Genomic DNA, 17,376 nt, shown 5'->3' with positions numbered 1-17,376 from the left:
ACATTAACGCTTAAATAACTTAAATAACTTAAATAACTTAAATGCTAAAAACAAAAAAACCTGCCGCGGCAGGTTTTTTTAGTTTAAAAAGTGTAAGGATTAAAGCTTATTCCATACACGCTTTAAGCTTGTTCATGGCATTTTTTTCTAACTGCCTGATACGTTCTGCTGACACTTGGTAAGCTGAAGCAAGTTCTTGTAGCGTGGTTTTATTATCATCTAACCAACGAGCGCGAAGAATATGCTGGCTGCGGTCATCTAAGGTTTTGATTGCTGATAATAAACGCGCTTGCGAATCGGCTTCCCAATTGTCGTTTTCAACCTGTTCGGCTAAATCTGAAGAATGATCTTCTAAATACAATGCGGGAGCAAAATCGTGGTTATCATCATCGCTGTCGTTGGCAAGATCAAACGCAGGATCTTGCGCGGCCATACGTGACTCCATTTCAGTCACATCAGCTTTCGACACACCCAGATTTTCTGCCACCATAGTGACTTCAGCGTCGCTGAACCAACCTAAACGTTTTTTAGATTTACGAATATTAAAGAACAGCTTACGCTGAGCTTTAGTCGTCGCAACTTTTACGATACGCCAGTTTTTAAGGACGTATTCATGAATTTCGGCTTTAATCCAATGCACTGCAAATGAGACTAAACGAACACCAACGTCTGGATCAAAGCGTTTTACCGCTTTCATCAAACCAATGTTGCCTTCTTGAATGAGGTCAGCCTGAGGTAAACCATAACCTGAGTAACCTTTAGCAACGTGAACCACGAAACGAAGGTGCGACATAATTAATTGCTTTGCAGCCTGTAGATCGCCTGTTTCTTGTAAACGCTTGGCAATATCGTACTCGGTATCCGCGTCCAACATATTAATGCTGGTCACAGACTGGATATACGCTTCTAAACTACTACTGCCTCTAGGGACAGTCAGTGCCATTGATTGCGTTTGATAAGTCATTCGCTCTCCTACTACATTCAAAAAATTTACTTCAGTTAACTAAATACGCTTTATGAAACCCAATGGTTCATCTATTTCTACACTCGATTTAGCTGATGAACTATCAACTAAATGACATCATATGTCAAATCAGCTTCAGCTCAATTAATATTTTCACCGCTGGCCAATCACAATGCAAGTGAACAATCGTTCATTAATAGACTCACTAATACTATTATATGCCTTTAATTATGAAGGCTCAATATTACGCAAGTGCTGTCGTACCGATAAATACGAGCCTAGCCAACCTAAAAATGACGCTAACAAAACAAGCTTGATCAACTCAGCAAAGGTCAACGATTGAATGGTCAATTGGCTACCATACAAACCCAGTAATTCCGCTAATGCACTGTCGAGATACCACACTAATATGTTAATGATAAGCCAGGCTAAAATACCGCCTATCACCCCATACCAAATGCCGGTATACAAAAAAGGCCTTTGAATAAACGCTTCGGTTGCACCCACCAGCTTCATCACTTCAATTTCAGTACGTCGATTCATAATGGCTAAACGAATAGTGTTACCAATCACTAACACGACAGCTAATACTAATAACGCGGCGATGGCCAGCACGGTTTTCTCAAGTAATTTAAGCAGTGCTTGCAAGCGTTCTAGCCACTCAATGTCGAGCCGACCAAAGTTAACTTCAGGCTCACGCTCCAATTTTGCCAGTAACTCACGCGCTCCGGTTGGGCTTGAATACTTAACCGATGGGGTCACGGTCACCACGGCGGGCAGCGGGTTTTCGTCAAGGTACGACAGTGCCTCACCAAATCCAGATAAGCGCTGAAACTCTTCAAGCGCTTGATCTCGACTGATATAGCTCACGGTTTCGACTTCCCTAAACGCTTTAATCCGCGATAATAAACTTTGAATCGATTGCTCACTGCGGCCTTTATTAATAAATAGTGATATTTCAGCCGCACTGTTCCACGACTGAGTAATATTTTCGGCATTTTTAACCAGCACCTGTAATGCTGCGGGCAAGCTTAAGCTCACGCCGAGCACGGCCATGGTCATAATCGATGATACCGGGCTGCGCCACAGTTCTCCCATACTCGACATGCCTTGTTGCACATGTCGAATAAAGAACATCACTATGCGGCCGCTTAACGGTAATTTACTTTGCGTAATATTGGGTTTCTTGCTCATCGCATCGCCTCCCTATCACTGCTTTCGCCGCCGAGCATTCTGCCTTGGCGCAAGGTAAATGTGCGGTATTTCATGCGTGCAATAAGGCCAAGGTCATGGGTGGCAATTAATACGCTGGTGCCTGAGTCGTTAAAGGTCTCAAACAGGCGCAAAATGTCCATCGACAATTTAGGATCTAAGTTACCGGTCGGCTCATCGGCTAGCAGTAATGGCGGCTTGTTAACAATCGCTCGAGCGATACCGACGCGTTGCTGCTCACCACCCGATAACATAATCGGTAAGTGACGCTCTTTGCCGTATAGACCCACCATATCGAGGGCACCCGCAACACGCTTACGAATTTCACCATGAGAAAAACCTTCGATAACCAAAGGCAAAGCAATATTGTCAAACACGCTCTTATCCATCAGTAGATGATGGTTTTGGAAAATCATCCCAATATTACGACGCAAATAAGGCACATGCTTAGGGCCAACATTGGCGATGTTGTGACCATTAATCGATACTTTACCTGCTGTTGCACGTTCGATAACCGTGATCAATTTGAGCAAGGTACTTTTACCCGCACCTGAATGGCCGGTTAAAAAAGCCATTTCACCTTGTCTAAGATGAAAATTGACATCCATCAGCGCTTTTTGACCGCCTGGATAAATTTTACTGACCTGCTCAAATTGGATCATAAATTATTGGTCCGTTTTTTCCTGACTGAATAACGCTTCAATAAAATCATTGGCGTTAAACGTACGTAAATCGTCAATTTGTTCGCCTACGCCAATGTGGCGAATAGGGATATTAAATTTGTCGGCAATGGCGAATATCACCCCGCCTTTAGCTGTGCCATCAAGCTTACTGATCGTTAACCCCGTCACTCCTACGGCTTCTTGGAATAACTGCGCCTGACTAATGGCATTTTGGCCTGTGCTCGCATCGAGGGTAAGCATCACTTCATGCGGAGTATCTGGGTCAAGTTTTTTCATCACTCGAACCACTTTTTTCAGCTCTTCCATTAAGTGACTTTTGTTTTGTAAACGCCCGGCGGTATCGGCAATTAATACGTCAACTTTACGCGCTTTGGCCGCTTGTAATGCATCAAATAATACCGATGCACTATCGGCGCCAGTATGCTGAGCGATCACAGGGATATTGTTGCGCTGGCCCCATACCTGAAGCTGTTCAACCGCCGCAGCACGGAAGGTATCACCTGCCGCTAACATGACAGATTTACCTTGATTTTGATACTGTTTTGCTAATTTACCGATAGTGGTGGTTTTACCTACGCCATTAACGCCGACCATCAAAATAACAAATGGACCATTGGCGTTATCAGGGACTAATGGAATCGCGACCGGCTCTAGCATTTTTTGCATTTCTTCACGCATTAAGTCGTATAACGCTTCTGCATTTTTAAGCTGCTTGCGCGACGCATGTTCCGTTAAGCTTTTAATCAATTTAGTGGTTGTTTCAACACCCACATCGGCAATCAATAATTGCTCTTCTAGCTCTTCAAACAACTCATCATCGATTTTTTTACCACTGAATAAGCCAATAAAACCAGAACCGATATTTTCGCTGGTACGCATTAAGCCGCGCTTTAAGCGGGCGAACATGCCTTCTTTTTTAGGTTTTTCTTGTGGCTCGTCTTGACGTTCGAGCTCAATGGATTCAATAGGCGCTTGTGCGACTGCCAGCGTTTCAGCGGCTAAAGCTTCTGAATCAAGACGCTCTTGCTCTAGGCGTGCTTCTTCAGCCGCTTGCTGCTCGGCCAACTCTTGTGCAACGAGTTCTTGTGCTGCTAATGTTTGAGCGGCTAATTGCTCAGCTGCAAGTTTTTCGGCCGCCAATGCTTCTGTTTCGGCTGCAAGACGCTCAGCTTCGAGATGTGTTTGCTGAGCAAGTTCATTCTCTATGCGCAATTGTTCTAGGCGTTCAGCTTCTATACGAGCAGCTTCTTGTTCGGCTTGCTGTGCGGCTAATTGCTCCGCGGCAAGCTTTTCGGCAGCTAATGCCTCTGCTTCGGCGGCCATACGCTCAACGTCAAGTCGTGCCTGTTCTGCACGCTCATTCTCAATGCGTTGTTGTTCTAGGCGTTCAGCTGCTAAACGGGCAGCTTCTTGTTCGGCTTGCTGTGCGGCTAATTGCTCCGCAGCGAGTTTCTCGGCGGCTAATGCTTCAGTTTCGGCAGTTATTCGCTCAGCTTCAAGGCGTGCTTGATCAGCACGTTCATTATCAACACGTTGTTGTTCAAGCTGCTGTTTTTCAAGTTCTAAAGCCTCGATACGAGCCGCTTCTACCTGGGCAGATTCTGCTGCTTGCTTTTGTTGCTCAGCTTGTTGAGTTTGTTCTGCTGTGTCAGTGGCAACATCATGCGAAATTTCTGCATCAGGTTGTTGTTGCTCTTCAACTTCAGGGGCGGGCTTATCTTTACGAAACCAGGAAAAAAAACCTTTCTTTGCCATGTTTGCTACCAGTATTTATAGGTTTAAAAATTCGGTTGAAGCCGTTTGTTGCATCTCTGTGCAGTAAAATGATGAATACTCACATTTAATCACGAGTTTGATATAAAATAACGGCGGTTCAGATTGTGGCATAGTCTACCACTTTCTTTTTTCTTTGTTCAGGCAAAATCACGAGGGTGAGATGGCTAAAAAAAACACCAGTAGCGGTCAGGTGCGAATTATTTCAGGTCAATGGCGTTCACGTAAACTCCCAATCCATGATCTTGAAGGTTTACGCCCAACAACCGATCGGGTTCGCGAGACCTTATTTAACTGGATAGCCAACGATATTCGTGGCGCTCGAGTGCTCGACTGTTTTGCTGGCAGCGGTGCATTATCGCTTGAAGCACTGTCGCGTTACGCAGAATTTGCCACCATGATTGAGTTGCAGCGAGATGCCGCCAATCAATTAAAACAAAACCTTACTACTCTACAATGCCAAAATGCCGAAGTCATCAATGGTGACAGCTTACAAGTGCTGGCTAAAGGCACTAAAAACGGTGTTGACCTGGTTTTTATTGACCCACCATTTCGTAAAGAACTCGCAGCCAAAGCCATTGATCTATTAATGGCTCACCAATGGCTCAACAACAATGCCTTTATTTACATTGAAACCGAGTCCGAAATTGCAACGTTACCCGTACCCGCCTCATGGATTCCACTTAAAGAGAAGCAGGCTGGCCAGGTGACTTACCGACTTTATCAATATCAAACAACTGACACATCTGCGCAGTAGTCATGCTCAGCAATCTGACATTAAACAATACGGTGCGAAATGATCTGATATTAATCGGTAAAACCGCCACATTGTCGATGTGGGCCTTATTCACCTATGGATTTTTTGTGTTTAGCCAAGATGTCACAGCCATACTGACTCTTATCGCTACATTGTCTGCGATGATGTACCTGTTGTTACTTTTAGCCGTATGCCTCAGCCCTAAGAGTAAACATCAACCCACCCTAATATACGCAGCCATTTTACTGTGGGGCATATTTGCCTTAGGCAACTTTAAGCCTCAATCGGTAACCGTTTAGCGCGATTCACTTTGTACCTGATACAAAAAAGCCTCGTTAATTTAACGAGGCTTTTTTAAAGTCGATACGCTATTACTTTTTAGGGTAAGGGTGAGCAACACCTTTGTGGCAATCTACACAGGTTTTTCTGTCTTCAGGCGCTTTTTTGAAGTTATTGCTGTGCATTCTAACAGCCATTTTCTTCATCGTTTCTGGCTGGTCTTCATAAATACGTGTATGACAGTGCTGACAGTTAGCAGAATCATTACTACGGAAATATTCTAACGCTAAGTCGGCTTGTTCTTTACGGTTTTCGTCTAACCATTCTTGCGTCATAAAGCCATCGATAGTCATTAAGCCAATAATGTCTTTTGACACGATGATTTTCTTAATCAAGTAATCAACTGGACCATGCGGTAAGTGACAGTCTTGACATTGCACAGTCACACCGGCTTTACCGCCACCGTGAGCTGACGCCATAACTTCATCTCTTAACGAGTGATCTCGGTGACACGTCATACAAAAAGCATCGCTACTTGTTGCATGTAATGTCTGTTGTGTTGCGAAATAGCCTACGACACCCACAATTACACCAACCACAATAAGTGCAATAATTGAGTACTTCGCGCTTGGTTTAAATAGTGCACGCCAGTTCATTGTTCAATCTCCATAATTTGCTAAAACTACATTTCTAATATTTGTTTATCTAGTTTAGGATTTTTTAACATTATAAAATTGATTCTAGTCGCTGTTTTTATGATTCCTTATCAGAAAATATCTAAAATGAGAGATAGATCGCTACTCATTGTCACTGAACAGCTTAAAAACGTTCCGAATGCTGAAATGGTGTAGTGTTTTTAGCGGTCTTATTGATTTGATTAAGGTTAAAAATGTGTACTGGCGCATTGTTTGCGACTCCGTATGCGTTTATATTGTTACGGGTCTTAAGTATTGTGATTAGTCTTCACTATGATTGATCGATAAAGCTTACATGTTGGTTCACTTATAGGATGTTATGCATAAATCTATTCGCCATTACCTGATTGCTATTTGCACTTTGTTGTCTTTAATCGGACAAGGTGTGTTAGCTAATGGCTATACCATGATTATGCCCAGCGATATGAAGATGAATGAACAGATGATCATGAAAGTGATGCCAAACGACATGAAAAGTGGCAGTGATTGCCACAGCATGATGCAAGATGAAACAAACATTGCCACTAGCTCAAACCATTGTTGTGATAATGCCGCTAGTTGCACTAATGACTGCAGCCATTGCTTTACCATTACTTTTACGGGCACGGTTTTCAGTACCGATATAGCGATTAGCCCTACCCCTGAAGATACTGCGGTAACCTTACCGATTGCACAATTATTCTCTATTGATGGCTCCCCTGCGTTTCGCCCCCCTATTGTTTAACCTCACTTCTATAATGTCGGCGTAAACTCGACGACGTAAACTCGATTATATTTTTTACATGATATTCATGGTTTATCTGCGTATTGGCGCAACACAATTTTTGTATTGTATGCCGCGCTCAACCATGACCAGAGGTTGATATGAAACACGCTTTTATTGTTGCACTATTAGCAACGGCGAGCTTATTAAGCTACGCGACGGCTTTCCCTGCCTATGCGGCATCTGAACCGGCAACGCATGAACAGCATCAACACAATTATTACTGCCCCATGCACCCTGATGTCACGAGTGACAAGCCAGGTAGTTGCCCTAAATGTGGTATGTTTTTAGTCGCAAAAGAGCCTGAAACAGCTGATGTTGAATCTCAGTCAGTAGCTCACAACGAAGCACACATGACGCCTGCTGCCAAAAAAGTATTTGAGCAACCGATTAGCTCACTTCAACCCATGGCCAAACCAAGCGTAACTAACAAAACTCCCACCCAGACAACTAAATATATTTGCCCAATGCATCCTCATGTTGTGTCTGATGCGCCGGGTAGTTGCCCGATTTGTGGTATGAATTTAGAAAAAGTGGCTGTCGGTGACGCAAGCCAAGAAATTGTGGTGGGCGTATCAGGTGGAATGCAACAAGCGCTAGGTATGCGCAGCCATGTAGTGGCTAAGAGCAGTTTATCGCGCCAAGTCAATACCATTGGCACTGTGCAATACAACGAAAATACCATAGGCCATGTACACACTCGCGCCACCGGATGGATTGAAACGCTGACAGTGCACAATGTTGGCCAACAGGTAAAGCAAGGTCAACTCTTGTATGAGTTGTATTCACCAGAGCTCGTTAATGCTCAAGATGATTACTCACAAGCGCTCGATTACCTTAAACAAGACAAGCAACGTGGCAGCATATTATTGAGTAAAGCCCGTAAGCGCTTAGAATTATTAGGCGTCGATAATGCGGTGATTAATCGCCTAGAAAAAACCGGAGAAACCATTTATCGCGTGCCGTTTTATGCGCCGCAAAGTGGCTTTATTAGTAAGTTAACCATTCGTCATGGCATGTATATTCAACCGGGTGATACCTTATTTGAAATTGTCAATTTAGACAGTGTATGGGTCATTGCAGACGTATTTGAGAACGAACAAAGTTGGTTAACAGAAGGGCGTAAAGTCAGTGTCAGCGCAGCGGCACAAGGCCTGTTTGATATTGATTCAAACATTGATTATATCTATCCAGAGCTAGACCCGGTTACCCGCGCTATGCGAGTCAGAATTCAATTAAACAACATACAAGACAAACTGAGGCCCGGCACGTTGGTGGATGTCACCTTGTACGGTCAACCCAAACTGGATGTATTGACGGTACCTACTGAAGCGTTGATTTTAACCGGCAGAGAAAACCGCGTAGTGGTGCAGCGCAGCGACACTAGCTTTGCATCAGTGTCAGTAAAAGTCGGCATGATGGCTCAAGGTAAAGCGGAAATTATCCAAGGTTTAAATGAGCACGACAAAGTGGTCGTATCTGGACAGTTTTTACTTGATTCAGAAGCCAGTATTCAAGGCAGTTTGCAGCGTTTAAGTGGTGCAGGTACTCAAGCCCAAACTGACGTTCATCAACACTAAGGAGCCTTGCTATGCTAGCGCAAATTATCAATGCTTCAATTAAAAACCGTATTATGGTGTTGTTGTTTACGGCAATCATTGCCCTGGTGGGTTTTCAAGCCATGCGCACCACGCCATTAGATGCGTTGCCCGATTTATCAGATGTACAGGTCATCGTTAAAACCAGTTATCCAGGCCAAGCTCCGCAGTTGGTAGAAGACCAAATAACCTACCCATTGTCGTCGGCCATGTTGGCAGTTCCCGGCGCCAAAACCGTGCGCGGGTTCTCCATGTTTGGTGACTCGTTTGTGTATGTGATTTTTGAAGACGGTACCGACATTTATTGGGCCCGTTCACGCGTGCTTGAATACCTTTCGCAAACCCAAGATCAGTTGCCTGACGGGGTGACGCCGAGCTTAGGCCCTGACGCCTCCGGTGTCGGTTGGATTTTTCAATACGCACTTGTAGATCGCAAAGGCCAATACGATTTAGCGCAATTGCGCTCTCTGCAAGACTGGTTTTTAAAACTTGAGCTGCAAAGTGTCGCTGGCGTATCAGAAGTCGCGACAGTTGGCGGCATGGAACAAACCTATCAAGTGGTCGTCGATCCGCATAAATTGGCTTTGTATCAAATCGATTTGATGACCATTAAAAATGCCCTCGACAATTCTAATAGCTCAACCGGCGGCTCGGTGATAGAAATGGCCGAGGCTGAATACATGATCACCTCAAGTGGTTATCGCCAAACCATTGCTGATTTTGCTGAAGTGCCGTTGGGTATATTATCTGAAACCGGCACACCGATATTAATGAAAGATGTCGCACAGCTGCGCACAGGCCCAGCGGCAAGGCGCGGTATTGCAGAGCTTGATGGACAAGGTGAAGTCGTGGGCGGTATTGTGGTGATGCGCTACGGCGAAAACGCCCTTGAAACCATTAATAATGTCAAAATTAAGCTCGAACAAATCAGTAATGGCCTGCCAGATGGAGTGGAGTTAGTCACCACTTATGACCGCTCAGAGCTGATTGTGCGATCAGTCGACAACCTCAAACATAAAGTGCTCGAAGAGATGCTGGTTGTTGGGCTGATTTGCTTATTATTTTTACTGCATGCTCGTTCGACATTAGTGGCCATTATCACTCTACCCATCTCGATTTTGATCAGCTTTATTGCGATGCATTTTATGGGGGTGAATGCCAACATTATGAGCCTAGGCGGGATAGCTATCGCCATCGGCGCGGTGGTTGATGCATCAATCGTAATGGTAGAAAATACTCACAAACATTTAGAGCATTATCGCCAACAACACGGCAGTGCCCCTGAGGGCGAAGCACACTGGCAGCTAGTAAAAGAAGCCTCTGTTGAAGTGGGTCCTGCACTGTTTTTCAGTTTATTAATTATTACCTTAAGCTTTACCCCTGTGTTTGCGTTAGAAGCACAAGAGGGGCGTTTGTTTCATCCTCTCGCCTTTACCAAAACCTTTGCTATGGCCGCATCGGCAATTTTAGCCATCACCTTAATTCCGGTATTAATGGGCTATTTTGTTCGTGGAAAAATCCCCGATGAGCGTAAAAACCCACTCAGTCGTATCTTGATTGCGTTATATCAACCGTTATTAAAATGGGTGTTACGTTTTCCAAAAATGACCATCGTTATGGCTATTGTCGCCTTACTCAGCGCCTATTATCCCCTTAGCCAAATGGGCTCAGAGTTTATGCCAACGCTAGAAGAAGGTGACTTGCTGTATATGCCCACCACATTACCCGGCGTTAGTGCAGGGAAAGCGGCTGAAATTTTACAACAAACAGACAGGCTGATTAAAACGGTGCCTGAAGTTAAACGGGTATTTGGTAAAGTCGGCCGGGCTCAAACCGCCACAGACCCTGCGCCGTTAACCATGCTCGAAACCACCATTATGCTTAAACCCACAAGCGAATGGCGTGCAGGTGTGACATTAGAAAGTATCATTGCCGAGCTGCAAAAAACGGTACGTATTCCGGGCATGACTAACGCTTGGGTGCAACCGATTAAAACCCGTATTGATATGTTGTCTACAGGGGTAAGAACCCCGGTTGGCATCAAAATATCAGGGTCGAATGTTGAGGAGTTACAGCGAATAGGCAGTGAAATAGAAGCAGTAGTAAGCCAATTACCGGGCACCTTATCGGCATTTGCACAGCGCAGCAGTGGTGGTCGTTATATTGATATTACTCCTAACTTGAAAAATGCCGCTCGCTACGGCATGACACTAAAAGACATTCAAGATGTGGTGCAAATTGCCATTGGCGGCATGACGGTGGGCGAATCGATTCAAGGTCAGGAACGCTACCCAATTAACATTCGTTACCCAAGGGAGTTACGCGACAACATTGAAAAGCTAAAAGATCTGCCAGTGCTCACTAAAACCGGTAAATACCTACCCTTAAGTTACCTAGCTGAACTAACCATTAGCGACGGCGCGCCAATGCTTGCCAGTGAGAATGGCCGCCTTATTTCATGGGTGTTTGTCGACTTAAAAGATATTTCAATTGGTGAGTATATTACCCAGGCTCAAACCGCACTCGATGAACAAATTAGCTTACCTGCGCGTTACAGCTACAGCTTTGCGGGCCAATATGAATACATGCAACGGGTTGAAGCTAAAATGACACTGGTGATCCCGCTGATGATTGCGGTGATTTTTATCTTATTGATGATGACCTTTAACTCAACCATTCAGGCTCTGGTGATTATGCTCAGTTTGCCATTTTCACTGGTGGGCAGCGCATGGTTACTTTACTCGCTCGAGTTTAATTTCTCAGTGGCGGTATCGGTTGGCATGATAGCACTGGCTGGTGTGGCCGCTGAGTTTGGGGTGGTGATGCAGGTGTACCTCAACAATAGCATTGCCGCTTACAAACGAGAAGACCGCTATCAAACTAAAGCCGACTTAACGGCTGCGCTTATCGAAGGAGCGGTAATGCGCATACGCCCTAAAGCCATGACGGTTGCCACCATCTTTTTTGGCTTATTACCCATCATGTGGGGCAGTGGTTCAGGCAATGAAGTGATGCAAAAAATTGCCGCACCTATGGTGGGCGGTATGGTCACCGCGCCGCTATTATCGCTATTTGTGATACCAGCGATTTACTTACTCATTTACGGTCGACGGTTGCCTGCATAATCATTGGCAGACGCTATAAAGCAAAATCCCAAACAATGTATTGTTTGGGATTTTTATTATCACATCAACAACCTAAATTAAGCTGAGGTTAATTCCGCTTAAGTGACTCATTAAGTTGATCCGCTTCATCTTGTTTCTTCTTCTTACATGCAGCGATATCATCAGGATGACCGTGTTTGCATGGATCACTGGCTAAAATCGCCATAGGCAGATTGAGTATCATGTAATCTGTATCATTTTTATTATCGTCGGCATTGCCAGCATTGCCTAAACGGTTTGGCGACGTGCCGCTACAAGCCGTTAAGACAAGTAAACTAGACAATATCAGGCTCGATAAGAGGGTCGATTGAACAAGCTGCTTTTTCATTATTGAGTGATCCTTTGTTTTTCACGCGCTAAACTCATCATCTTAAACATTCCCCATGCCATAATCGCGCCACCAATAACCAACATTGCATTAATGATCATTGGGTGAGCTAGCATAGGTAAAAAACCTTCGTCAAAGCCGGCAAATATTCCGTAAAGCCCTAAACCAAACAATAACGTACCGGGAAAATCGATAATGGCCACCATTAGCATACTGCGGTTAATTCGTGCTAATGCTGTTTGTGTTGTTTCTTGAGTCATAAATTCATCCTTGGGTGTACTCCTTGTGTAACACTAATTATTCAGACATCGATTGTTAATTTGAGTTCAAATAATGACGTAAATACAAGATGCTAAATGTTTATGCTGCTGGGTCCAATAGCGAAATAATCGAGAAAAACCCGCCTTGCGGATCATTGAGTACCGAAAAACGTCCCACATTAGGGATGTCGGTAGCGGATACGCACACGGTCGCACCCAAACTTTTTGCTTTAGCGAGCGCGGCATCGCAATCATCAACTGCAAAATAGTTCATCCAATGCGCTGGCGCATCGCCCCATTCTGCCGTCATTTCCATCATGCCGCCAACAGCTTGCTCACCCACATACCATTCGGTGTATTCAAAATCGGCCATATCTGCAAGTTTGGTTTGATAGCCTAACACCTTACTATAAAATGTTTTAGCGGCTGCGGTGTCACGACAGGCTAACTCAACCCAGCATAAGGTATTAGCTTCTTGTGCCCGTTTTATGCCTATATGATCTTGCCCTTGCCACAGTGCAAAACGGCTACCTTCAAGGTCGGTGCATAATGCCATGTGGCCTGCGTCCCCAACCGAATGTGGCCCAGCTATCACTTGTCCGCCAGCTTGTTTAACTAATTCAGCGGTAACATCAACATCATCAACAGCAAAGTAGAGCGTCCAATGTGTGGGCAACGCTTGCATATCCTCTGGCATTGGGTACATCGCGCCAATATCGTCACCTTCAATTTGCAACATAGTGTAATGTCCTTCAGGCATTGGCATATCATCAGCTTCCCAACCAAATAATGCCTGATAAAACGCTTTACCCGCATCCCAATCGTGCGTAGCCAGCTCAATCCAGCATGGCTGTCCTTGTTGATATTGTTGTACTTTCATTATTGTTATCCTGTAGTAGCAATTACTGATAGGTAATAGGTATAAGTTAAGTTGATATCATCCAAAAAGCAAAAAGCCTTCAAACGAAGGCTTTTTTTAAAATGCACTGTGCAAATCAGCTTATTTAAATACCGGCAGAATATCGGCCATGGCCAGTAAGTGACAGGTTGCGGTAATCATGCCAAACAACACAACAATCACAATTAATGGGGTCCCACCCGGCACTTTAAACCCACTTGATTCTGGATACAATTGACGCACTTTATAGGCTAATAAAGCCGGTACAATTACCGCCCAAACGGTAGCGGCTAATGCGGCAAAACCAATGGCAATAATAAAACCATTAGGAAATAATAAGCCCAAAATCGTTGGTGGAATAAAAGTCACTGCAGCGGTTTTAACACGACCTGAACGCGAGTCATCAAAGCCAAATAAATCGGCAAGATAATCGAACAAACCTAAAGTCACCCCTAAAAACGATGACGCTACGGCTAAATTGGCAAATAACGTCAGCATATTGTTAAGCCACTGACTTACCATCGCACCCGATAAAGCCTCAACCAGCACCCCAATGTTGCCACCCTTGGCAATCACATCAGCAAATTGGCTACGCGGAATATTACCCATGGTCGCGATAAGCCAACACACATAGATAATGAGGGCGATGCTAGTGCCAACGACTATCGCTTTGACAATCGTATTAGCATCTTTACCATAGTATTTAACTAAACTCGGTACATTTCCATGGTAGCCAAAACTGGCTAAGCCAAAGGGAATTGCAGCAAATAAATACGGCAAATAACGGCTTTCACCGTCTGGTGACACTAACTTAGTGGTGTCGATTTCAATCAATAAATTACCTATTGCTAAAAAGAAGGTAATCACCATACCGCCGAGCATGATGGTGGTAATACGATCAACCGCTTTAGTACTAATCAATACGATGAACGCTAACACTGCCGCAAACACTAAACCGGCAACACTTTGAGGTAAGGTTACGCCAAGTGCCGACAAGCTATGATTAACAATAGAGCTGCCACCACTGATATAAGCGTAGGTCAAAATGTACAAGACAAATGCAATGGATACGCCGTTAATGACTCGCCAAAATTGGCCTAAGGTTTCACGGGTTAACGTATCGAAACTAGCACCGGGTTCAAAATGTAAGTTAGCTTCTAGCAGCAATAACCCCGACATTAACATGCAAAACCAGACACCTAATAGCATGGCTATTGAATAGCCAAACCACATACCCGCGCCCACAACTGGCAATGAAAACATGCCAGCCCCCACAGTGGTGCCCGCAATAATCATCGCACCGCCCAATAGAGACTTCCCTTGCGGACGGTGCTTTGCCCCATTCATATGGTTGGCCATTAGTGTCCATGCTCCGCGTGCACACTATCAACAATGGTTTGTCTTACTGATGAGCTCAATAACTGGTTTGCATAATCGCGAATTCTAATCACTTCAGACCGATGCTCAACACTGCATAAATAGCCCAGTTCTTTTAGCTTAACGCTTAAGGTGTTATAGAGTTTTTTGTCATAAAACTCTGGCGCTGTGATGCCATGCAATGCACCTAAACGCTGTGCTAATAAGTGACTATCAGTTTCAAGCTCTGAGCGTTCTAAATCTGGCTTTATCGCTAACAAGTTAAAGATAATGGCATAACGCTGTAACGTTTCGCTGATAGTTTCTGCTAACAATAATAATTGCGCAGTGTACCGAGGCGTGACTTCAAAATGTGCTTCGCCACTGAGTAAGCCTTGTTCAACCATAAAGTCCAAAAGGCTGTCGATATGCTGTGGCACATCGTCAATACCCATAAATAATTCAGCTTTTAGCAACGGATAAAAATCCATCACGACGGCATGAATTTTTTCGCGGTCACAAATATCATATTGCACTAAACAACTGGCAATTAACGACGGAATCGCCATGACGTGAATGATATTGTTGCGGTAGTAGCTCATGGTGATAGCAATTTTTTCATCAACAGAAATAATTTCACCAATAGCATCTTTCGTGCTGACAAACTTATTCAGTGATAAACAATGATCAACAATCGATTTACCATTACCTTCTGCAACAGAAGCATAATTTGTATAAGGTACCGTTTTCAGCATCGCTAAATACAAATCTAACTGACGTTCTAACAAGCTGCGCTCTAATGCATTTCGCTCAGAAGCTAGCAAGACTAAACTGGTTAATGTCACTGAACTTGCGGCGGCAGCGCCGTTAATATTAGTCATCACACGGTTAGCCAATAAGTTAACTGATGGCGTAAACCAAGTCGGTTTTTGCTCTGGGTCTTTGGCCACTTCTTCACGCCAATCTGGAGCTTGTTGATTTAAAAAGTTTTGTAGATTAATCGGCTCACCAAAATTCACATAACCTTGGCCAAAATTACCTAACTTACGAATGGCACCAAACACTTGCCACACTGACTCTTTTTGCTTTTTCTTGCCGCTTAACTCTTTATGATAAGTGGCGACTTCCATCACATGGTCATAACCTAAATACACAGGCACAAGCGTTACAGGTCGCTCAATGCCGCGCAATACACTATTAATAGTCATGGCTAACATGCCTGTTTTAGGGGCAAGTAAACGTCCGGTACGAGAACGGCCACCTTCAGTGAAGTATTCAACCGAATAACCTTTAGCAAACAGTTGGTCTAAATATTCACGAAACACAGCAGTGTATAGCTTGTTGCCGTTAAAGCTACGGCGGATAAAGAACGCGCCACCACGACGGAACATCGGGCCTGCTGGCCAAAAGTTTAGGTTAATTCCAGCAGCGATATGCGGTGGCACCATGCCCTGATAATACAAAATATACGACAGTAGTAAGTAATCCATATGGCTGCGATGACACGGCACATACACAATTTCATGACCATCATGGTGTAATTGACGGATTTGTTCAGCGCCTTTGATATTGATACCACTGTATAGCTTGTTCCACAGCCAAGTAAGGAAGCGCTCAGCGATACGGATTAAACTGTCTGAATAGTCCGTGGCAATTTCATCTAAATATTCAATGGCTGTTTCACGGGCTTTTTCAGGTGATACTTTCTTGTTAATGGCTTCTTCTTCAATCGCTTTTTTGATTGAATCCGATTTAAGCAACGAAGCAAAAAACATTTGTCTGTTGGGCAGCTGCGGGCCCGTCATCACTTTACGTTGACGACTGAAATGCACTCGAGCTACACGGGTTAATTTGTGGGCAATACTTTTATCAAATCCATGCTCATCTGCCATATAGCGTAAAGATAATGCATTAGAGAACTGGACAAAGTTATGTCTACCAAGAAACAAAATCATTAGCCATTTGCGTAACCACGTTGGGCTTTCACGCTCAAGCACTGCCGCCTTCATACTGTCGTCTTCTTTACCAGGCGTGCGCCCCCAGTACAAACTCACGGGAACGAGTTGAATATCCAAATCCGGACGTTGACGATGAAGCGCCAATAAACTGGTAAAGCTGTCGATAAACTTTTCACCACTTTCGCGTTTACCAAAGAGTGGCTTACGCCCCTCCAAACACACAATACGTGGCACTTTTAAGCCATCAACGATGAGTGGGTCATATGGACTCGGCATTCCAAAGCCCTCAGTGATTTCGCTTAGCGCAGCGGCATCACTGATTGACTCTGTTTTCATGACATAAACCAATGGTTTATTTGGATCTAAATTAAGATCATCAAAAGGGTCATGCGGGACAACAATGGTTTGAACCATCGATTTCTGTACCCATTTTAATGCACGTAAAAATATTGAATTTGGTTTTGACATAGTTACTTTCGCAATATAAGCCACTGTAATATTGCTGCATAGGATACCAGAAACCACCCTTGATACACTATCTGGCTGTTTTATCTTTACTTTGTGAACAGTCCCTAACTGAACAACTCAATTAAAATATAGAATGAAACTGATATAAAACATACTGATAGGCAACAATGCCGTAACAAAAAACAAAAAACGGTTGGTTAATACTTGCGCGAACAAAAAC

At 44.0% G+C, this 17,376-nt stretch carries 15 protein-coding genes; 5 read left to right on the top strand and 10 right to left on the bottom strand.

Going from position 1 to position 17,376, the window contains the following annotated elements:
• Positions 1 to 106: 106 nt before the first annotated feature.
• The 4 genes from rpoH to ftsY all read right to left on the bottom strand — a co-directional run bounded on the left by rpoH (position 107) and on the right by ftsY (position 4,614).
• On the bottom strand, positions 107 to 964 hold the full coding sequence (rpoH, locus tag AC19MX_RS11315) for an RNA polymerase sigma factor RpoH (protein ID WP_432400596.1): 858 nt from the start codon (positions 962 to 964) through the stop codon (positions 107 to 109).
• A gap of 228 nt (positions 965 to 1,192) precedes the next feature.
• Positions 1,193 to 2,158, bottom strand: a complete 966-nt coding sequence (ftsX, locus tag AC19MX_RS11310) for a permease-like cell division protein FtsX (protein ID WP_432400598.1) — start codon at positions 2,156 to 2,158, stop codon at positions 1,193 to 1,195.
• A complete protein-coding gene (gene ftsE, locus AC19MX_RS11305) occupies positions 2,155 to 2,838 on the bottom strand; it encodes a cell division ATP-binding protein FtsE (protein ID WP_188957593.1) in 684 nt (227 codons plus the stop codon). Before ftsE ends, ftsX begins: the two co-directional genes overlap by 4 nt.
• Positions 2,839 to 2,841: 3 nt before the next feature.
• Complete coding sequence (ftsY, locus tag AC19MX_RS11300) at positions 2,842 to 4,614, bottom strand: signal recognition particle-docking protein FtsY (protein ID WP_498298117.1); 1,773 nt, start codon at positions 4,612 to 4,614, stop codon at positions 2,842 to 2,844.
• A 181-nt stretch (positions 4,615 to 4,795) separates the two neighbouring features.
• Here ftsY and rsmD point away from each other — a divergent pair, with 181 nt between their 5' ends.
• Together rsmD and AC19MX_RS11290 are read left to right on the top strand one after the other, a co-directional pair.
• Entirely contained in the window at positions 4,796 to 5,389 is a 594-nt protein-coding gene (gene rsmD / locus AC19MX_RS11295) for a 16S rRNA (guanine(966)-N(2))-methyltransferase RsmD (protein WP_498298116.1), read from the top strand.
• Positions 5,390 to 5,391: 2 nt separating this feature from the next.
• Complete coding sequence (locus AC19MX_RS11290) at positions 5,392 to 5,688, top strand: hypothetical protein (protein WP_498298115.1); 297 nt, start codon at positions 5,392 to 5,394, stop codon at positions 5,686 to 5,688.
• 72 nt (positions 5,689 to 5,760) lie between these two features.
• Here AC19MX_RS11290 and AC19MX_RS11285 read toward each other — a convergent pair whose 3' ends face one another.
• Positions 5,761 to 6,324: a NapC/NirT family cytochrome c gene (locus AC19MX_RS11285; RefSeq protein ID WP_432400606.1), complete on the bottom strand. Its 564-nt coding sequence runs from the start codon at positions 6,322 to 6,324 to the stop codon at positions 5,761 to 5,763.
• 358 nt (positions 6,325 to 6,682) lie between these two features.
• On the opposite strand from AC19MX_RS11285, the gene AC19MX_RS11280 reads away from it, so the two are divergent.
• The 3 genes from AC19MX_RS11280 (at position 6,683) to AC19MX_RS11270 (ending at position 11,849) form a co-directional block, all read left to right on the top strand.
• Positions 6,683 to 7,087: a hypothetical protein gene (locus tag AC19MX_RS11280; protein WP_498298113.1), complete on the top strand. Its 405-nt coding sequence runs from the start codon at positions 6,683 to 6,685 to the stop codon at positions 7,085 to 7,087.
• Between the two features lie 140 nt (positions 7,088 to 7,227).
• Positions 7,228 to 8,706 (top strand): efflux RND transporter periplasmic adaptor subunit, encoded by a 1,479-nt coding sequence (locus tag AC19MX_RS11275; RefSeq protein WP_498298112.1) that lies wholly within the window; start codon positions 7,228 to 7,230, stop codon positions 8,704 to 8,706.
• A gap of 11 nt (positions 8,707 to 8,717) precedes the next feature.
• The gene (locus AC19MX_RS11270) at positions 8,718 to 11,849 is read left to right on the top strand and encodes an efflux RND transporter permease subunit (RefSeq protein WP_498298110.1); all 3,132 of its coding nucleotides are present in this window, start codon (positions 8,718 to 8,720) and stop codon (positions 11,847 to 11,849) included.
• Between the two features lie 88 nt (positions 11,850 to 11,937).
• On the opposite strand, the gene AC19MX_RS11265 is transcribed toward AC19MX_RS11270, so the two are convergent.
• The 5 genes from AC19MX_RS11265 to plsB all read right to left on the bottom strand — a co-directional run bounded on the left by AC19MX_RS11265 (position 11,938) and on the right by plsB (position 17,156).
• Positions 11,938 to 12,216, bottom strand: a complete 279-nt coding sequence (locus AC19MX_RS11265) for a hypothetical protein (RefSeq protein WP_432400614.1) — start codon at positions 12,214 to 12,216, stop codon at positions 11,938 to 11,940.
• Positions 12,216 to 12,476 (bottom strand): hypothetical protein, encoded by a 261-nt coding sequence (locus AC19MX_RS11260; RefSeq protein WP_498298108.1) that lies wholly within the window; start codon positions 12,474 to 12,476, stop codon positions 12,216 to 12,218. The genes AC19MX_RS11265 and AC19MX_RS11260 overlap by 1 nt, the downstream gene beginning before the upstream one ends.
• Before the next feature lie 100 nt (positions 12,477 to 12,576).
• Positions 12,577 to 13,356, bottom strand: coding sequence for a VOC family protein (locus AC19MX_RS11255; protein WP_498298107.1), 780 nt, complete (start codon positions 13,354 to 13,356; stop codon positions 12,577 to 12,579).
• Positions 13,357 to 13,476: 120 nt separating this feature from the next.
• Positions 13,477 to 14,733: a tryptophan permease gene (gene mtr / locus AC19MX_RS11250; protein ID WP_498298105.1), complete on the bottom strand. Its 1,257-nt coding sequence runs from the start codon at positions 14,731 to 14,733 to the stop codon at positions 13,477 to 13,479.
• The gene (gene plsB / locus AC19MX_RS11245) at positions 14,733 to 17,156 is read right to left on the bottom strand and encodes a glycerol-3-phosphate 1-O-acyltransferase PlsB (RefSeq protein ID WP_498298104.1); all 2,424 of its coding nucleotides are present in this window, start codon (positions 17,154 to 17,156) and stop codon (positions 14,733 to 14,735) included. Before plsB ends, mtr begins: the two co-directional genes overlap by 1 nt.
• Positions 17,157 to 17,376: the final 220 nt, after the last annotated feature.

The organism is Shewanella sp. MF05956 (assembly GCF_059758055.1).
Note: the sequence above shows the minus strand (reverse complement) of the source record. Positions and strands in the feature narration are given on the sequence as shown.

What these genes read in the sequence shown, in the direction of transcription:
- ftsX (WP_432400598.1), bottom strand. Translation starts at nt 2,158, where the DNA reads ATGAGCAAGAAACCCAATATTACGCAAAGTAAATTACCGTTAAGCGGC.
- AC19MX_RS11275 (WP_498298112.1), top strand. Translation starts at nt 7,228, where the DNA reads ATGAAACACGCTTTTATTGTTGCACTATTAGCAACGGCGAGCTTATTA.
- ftsY (WP_498298117.1), bottom strand. Translation starts at nt 4,614, where the DNA reads ATGGCAAAGAAAGGTTTTTTTTCCTGGTTTCGTAAAGATAAGCCCGCC.
- plsB (WP_498298104.1), bottom strand. Translation starts at nt 17,156, where the DNA reads ATGTCAAAACCAAATTCAATATTTTTACGTGCATTAAAATGGGTACAG.
- ftsE (WP_188957593.1), bottom strand. Translation starts at nt 2,838, where the DNA reads ATGATCCAATTTGAGCAGGTCAGTAAAATTTATCCAGGCGGTCAAAAA.
- mtr (WP_498298105.1), bottom strand. Translation starts at nt 14,733, where the DNA reads ATGGCCAACCATATGAATGGGGCAAAGCACCGTCCGCAAGGGAAGTCT.
- AC19MX_RS11255 (WP_498298107.1), bottom strand. Translation starts at nt 13,356, where the DNA reads ATGAAAGTACAACAATATCAACAAGGACAGCCATGCTGGATTGAGCTG.
- AC19MX_RS11290 (WP_498298115.1), top strand. Translation starts at nt 5,392, where the DNA reads ATGCTCAGCAATCTGACATTAAACAATACGGTGCGAAATGATCTGATA.
- AC19MX_RS11285 (WP_432400606.1), bottom strand. Translation starts at nt 6,324, where the DNA reads ATGAACTGGCGTGCACTATTTAAACCAAGCGCGAAGTACTCAATTATT.
- AC19MX_RS11280 (WP_498298113.1), top strand. Translation starts at nt 6,683, where the DNA reads ATGCATAAATCTATTCGCCATTACCTGATTGCTATTTGCACTTTGTTG.
- AC19MX_RS11265 (WP_432400614.1), bottom strand. Translation starts at nt 12,216, where the DNA reads ATGAAAAAGCAGCTTGTTCAATCGACCCTCTTATCGAGCCTGATATTG.
- AC19MX_RS11260 (WP_498298108.1), bottom strand. Translation starts at nt 12,476, where the DNA reads ATGACTCAAGAAACAACACAAACAGCATTAGCACGAATTAACCGCAGT.
- rsmD (WP_498298116.1), top strand. Translation starts at nt 4,796, where the DNA reads ATGGCTAAAAAAAACACCAGTAGCGGTCAGGTGCGAATTATTTCAGGT.
- AC19MX_RS11270 (WP_498298110.1), top strand. Translation starts at nt 8,718, where the DNA reads ATGCTAGCGCAAATTATCAATGCTTCAATTAAAAACCGTATTATGGTG.
- rpoH (WP_432400596.1), bottom strand. Translation starts at nt 964, where the DNA reads ATGACTTATCAAACGCAATCAATGGCACTGACTGTCCCTAGAGGCAGT.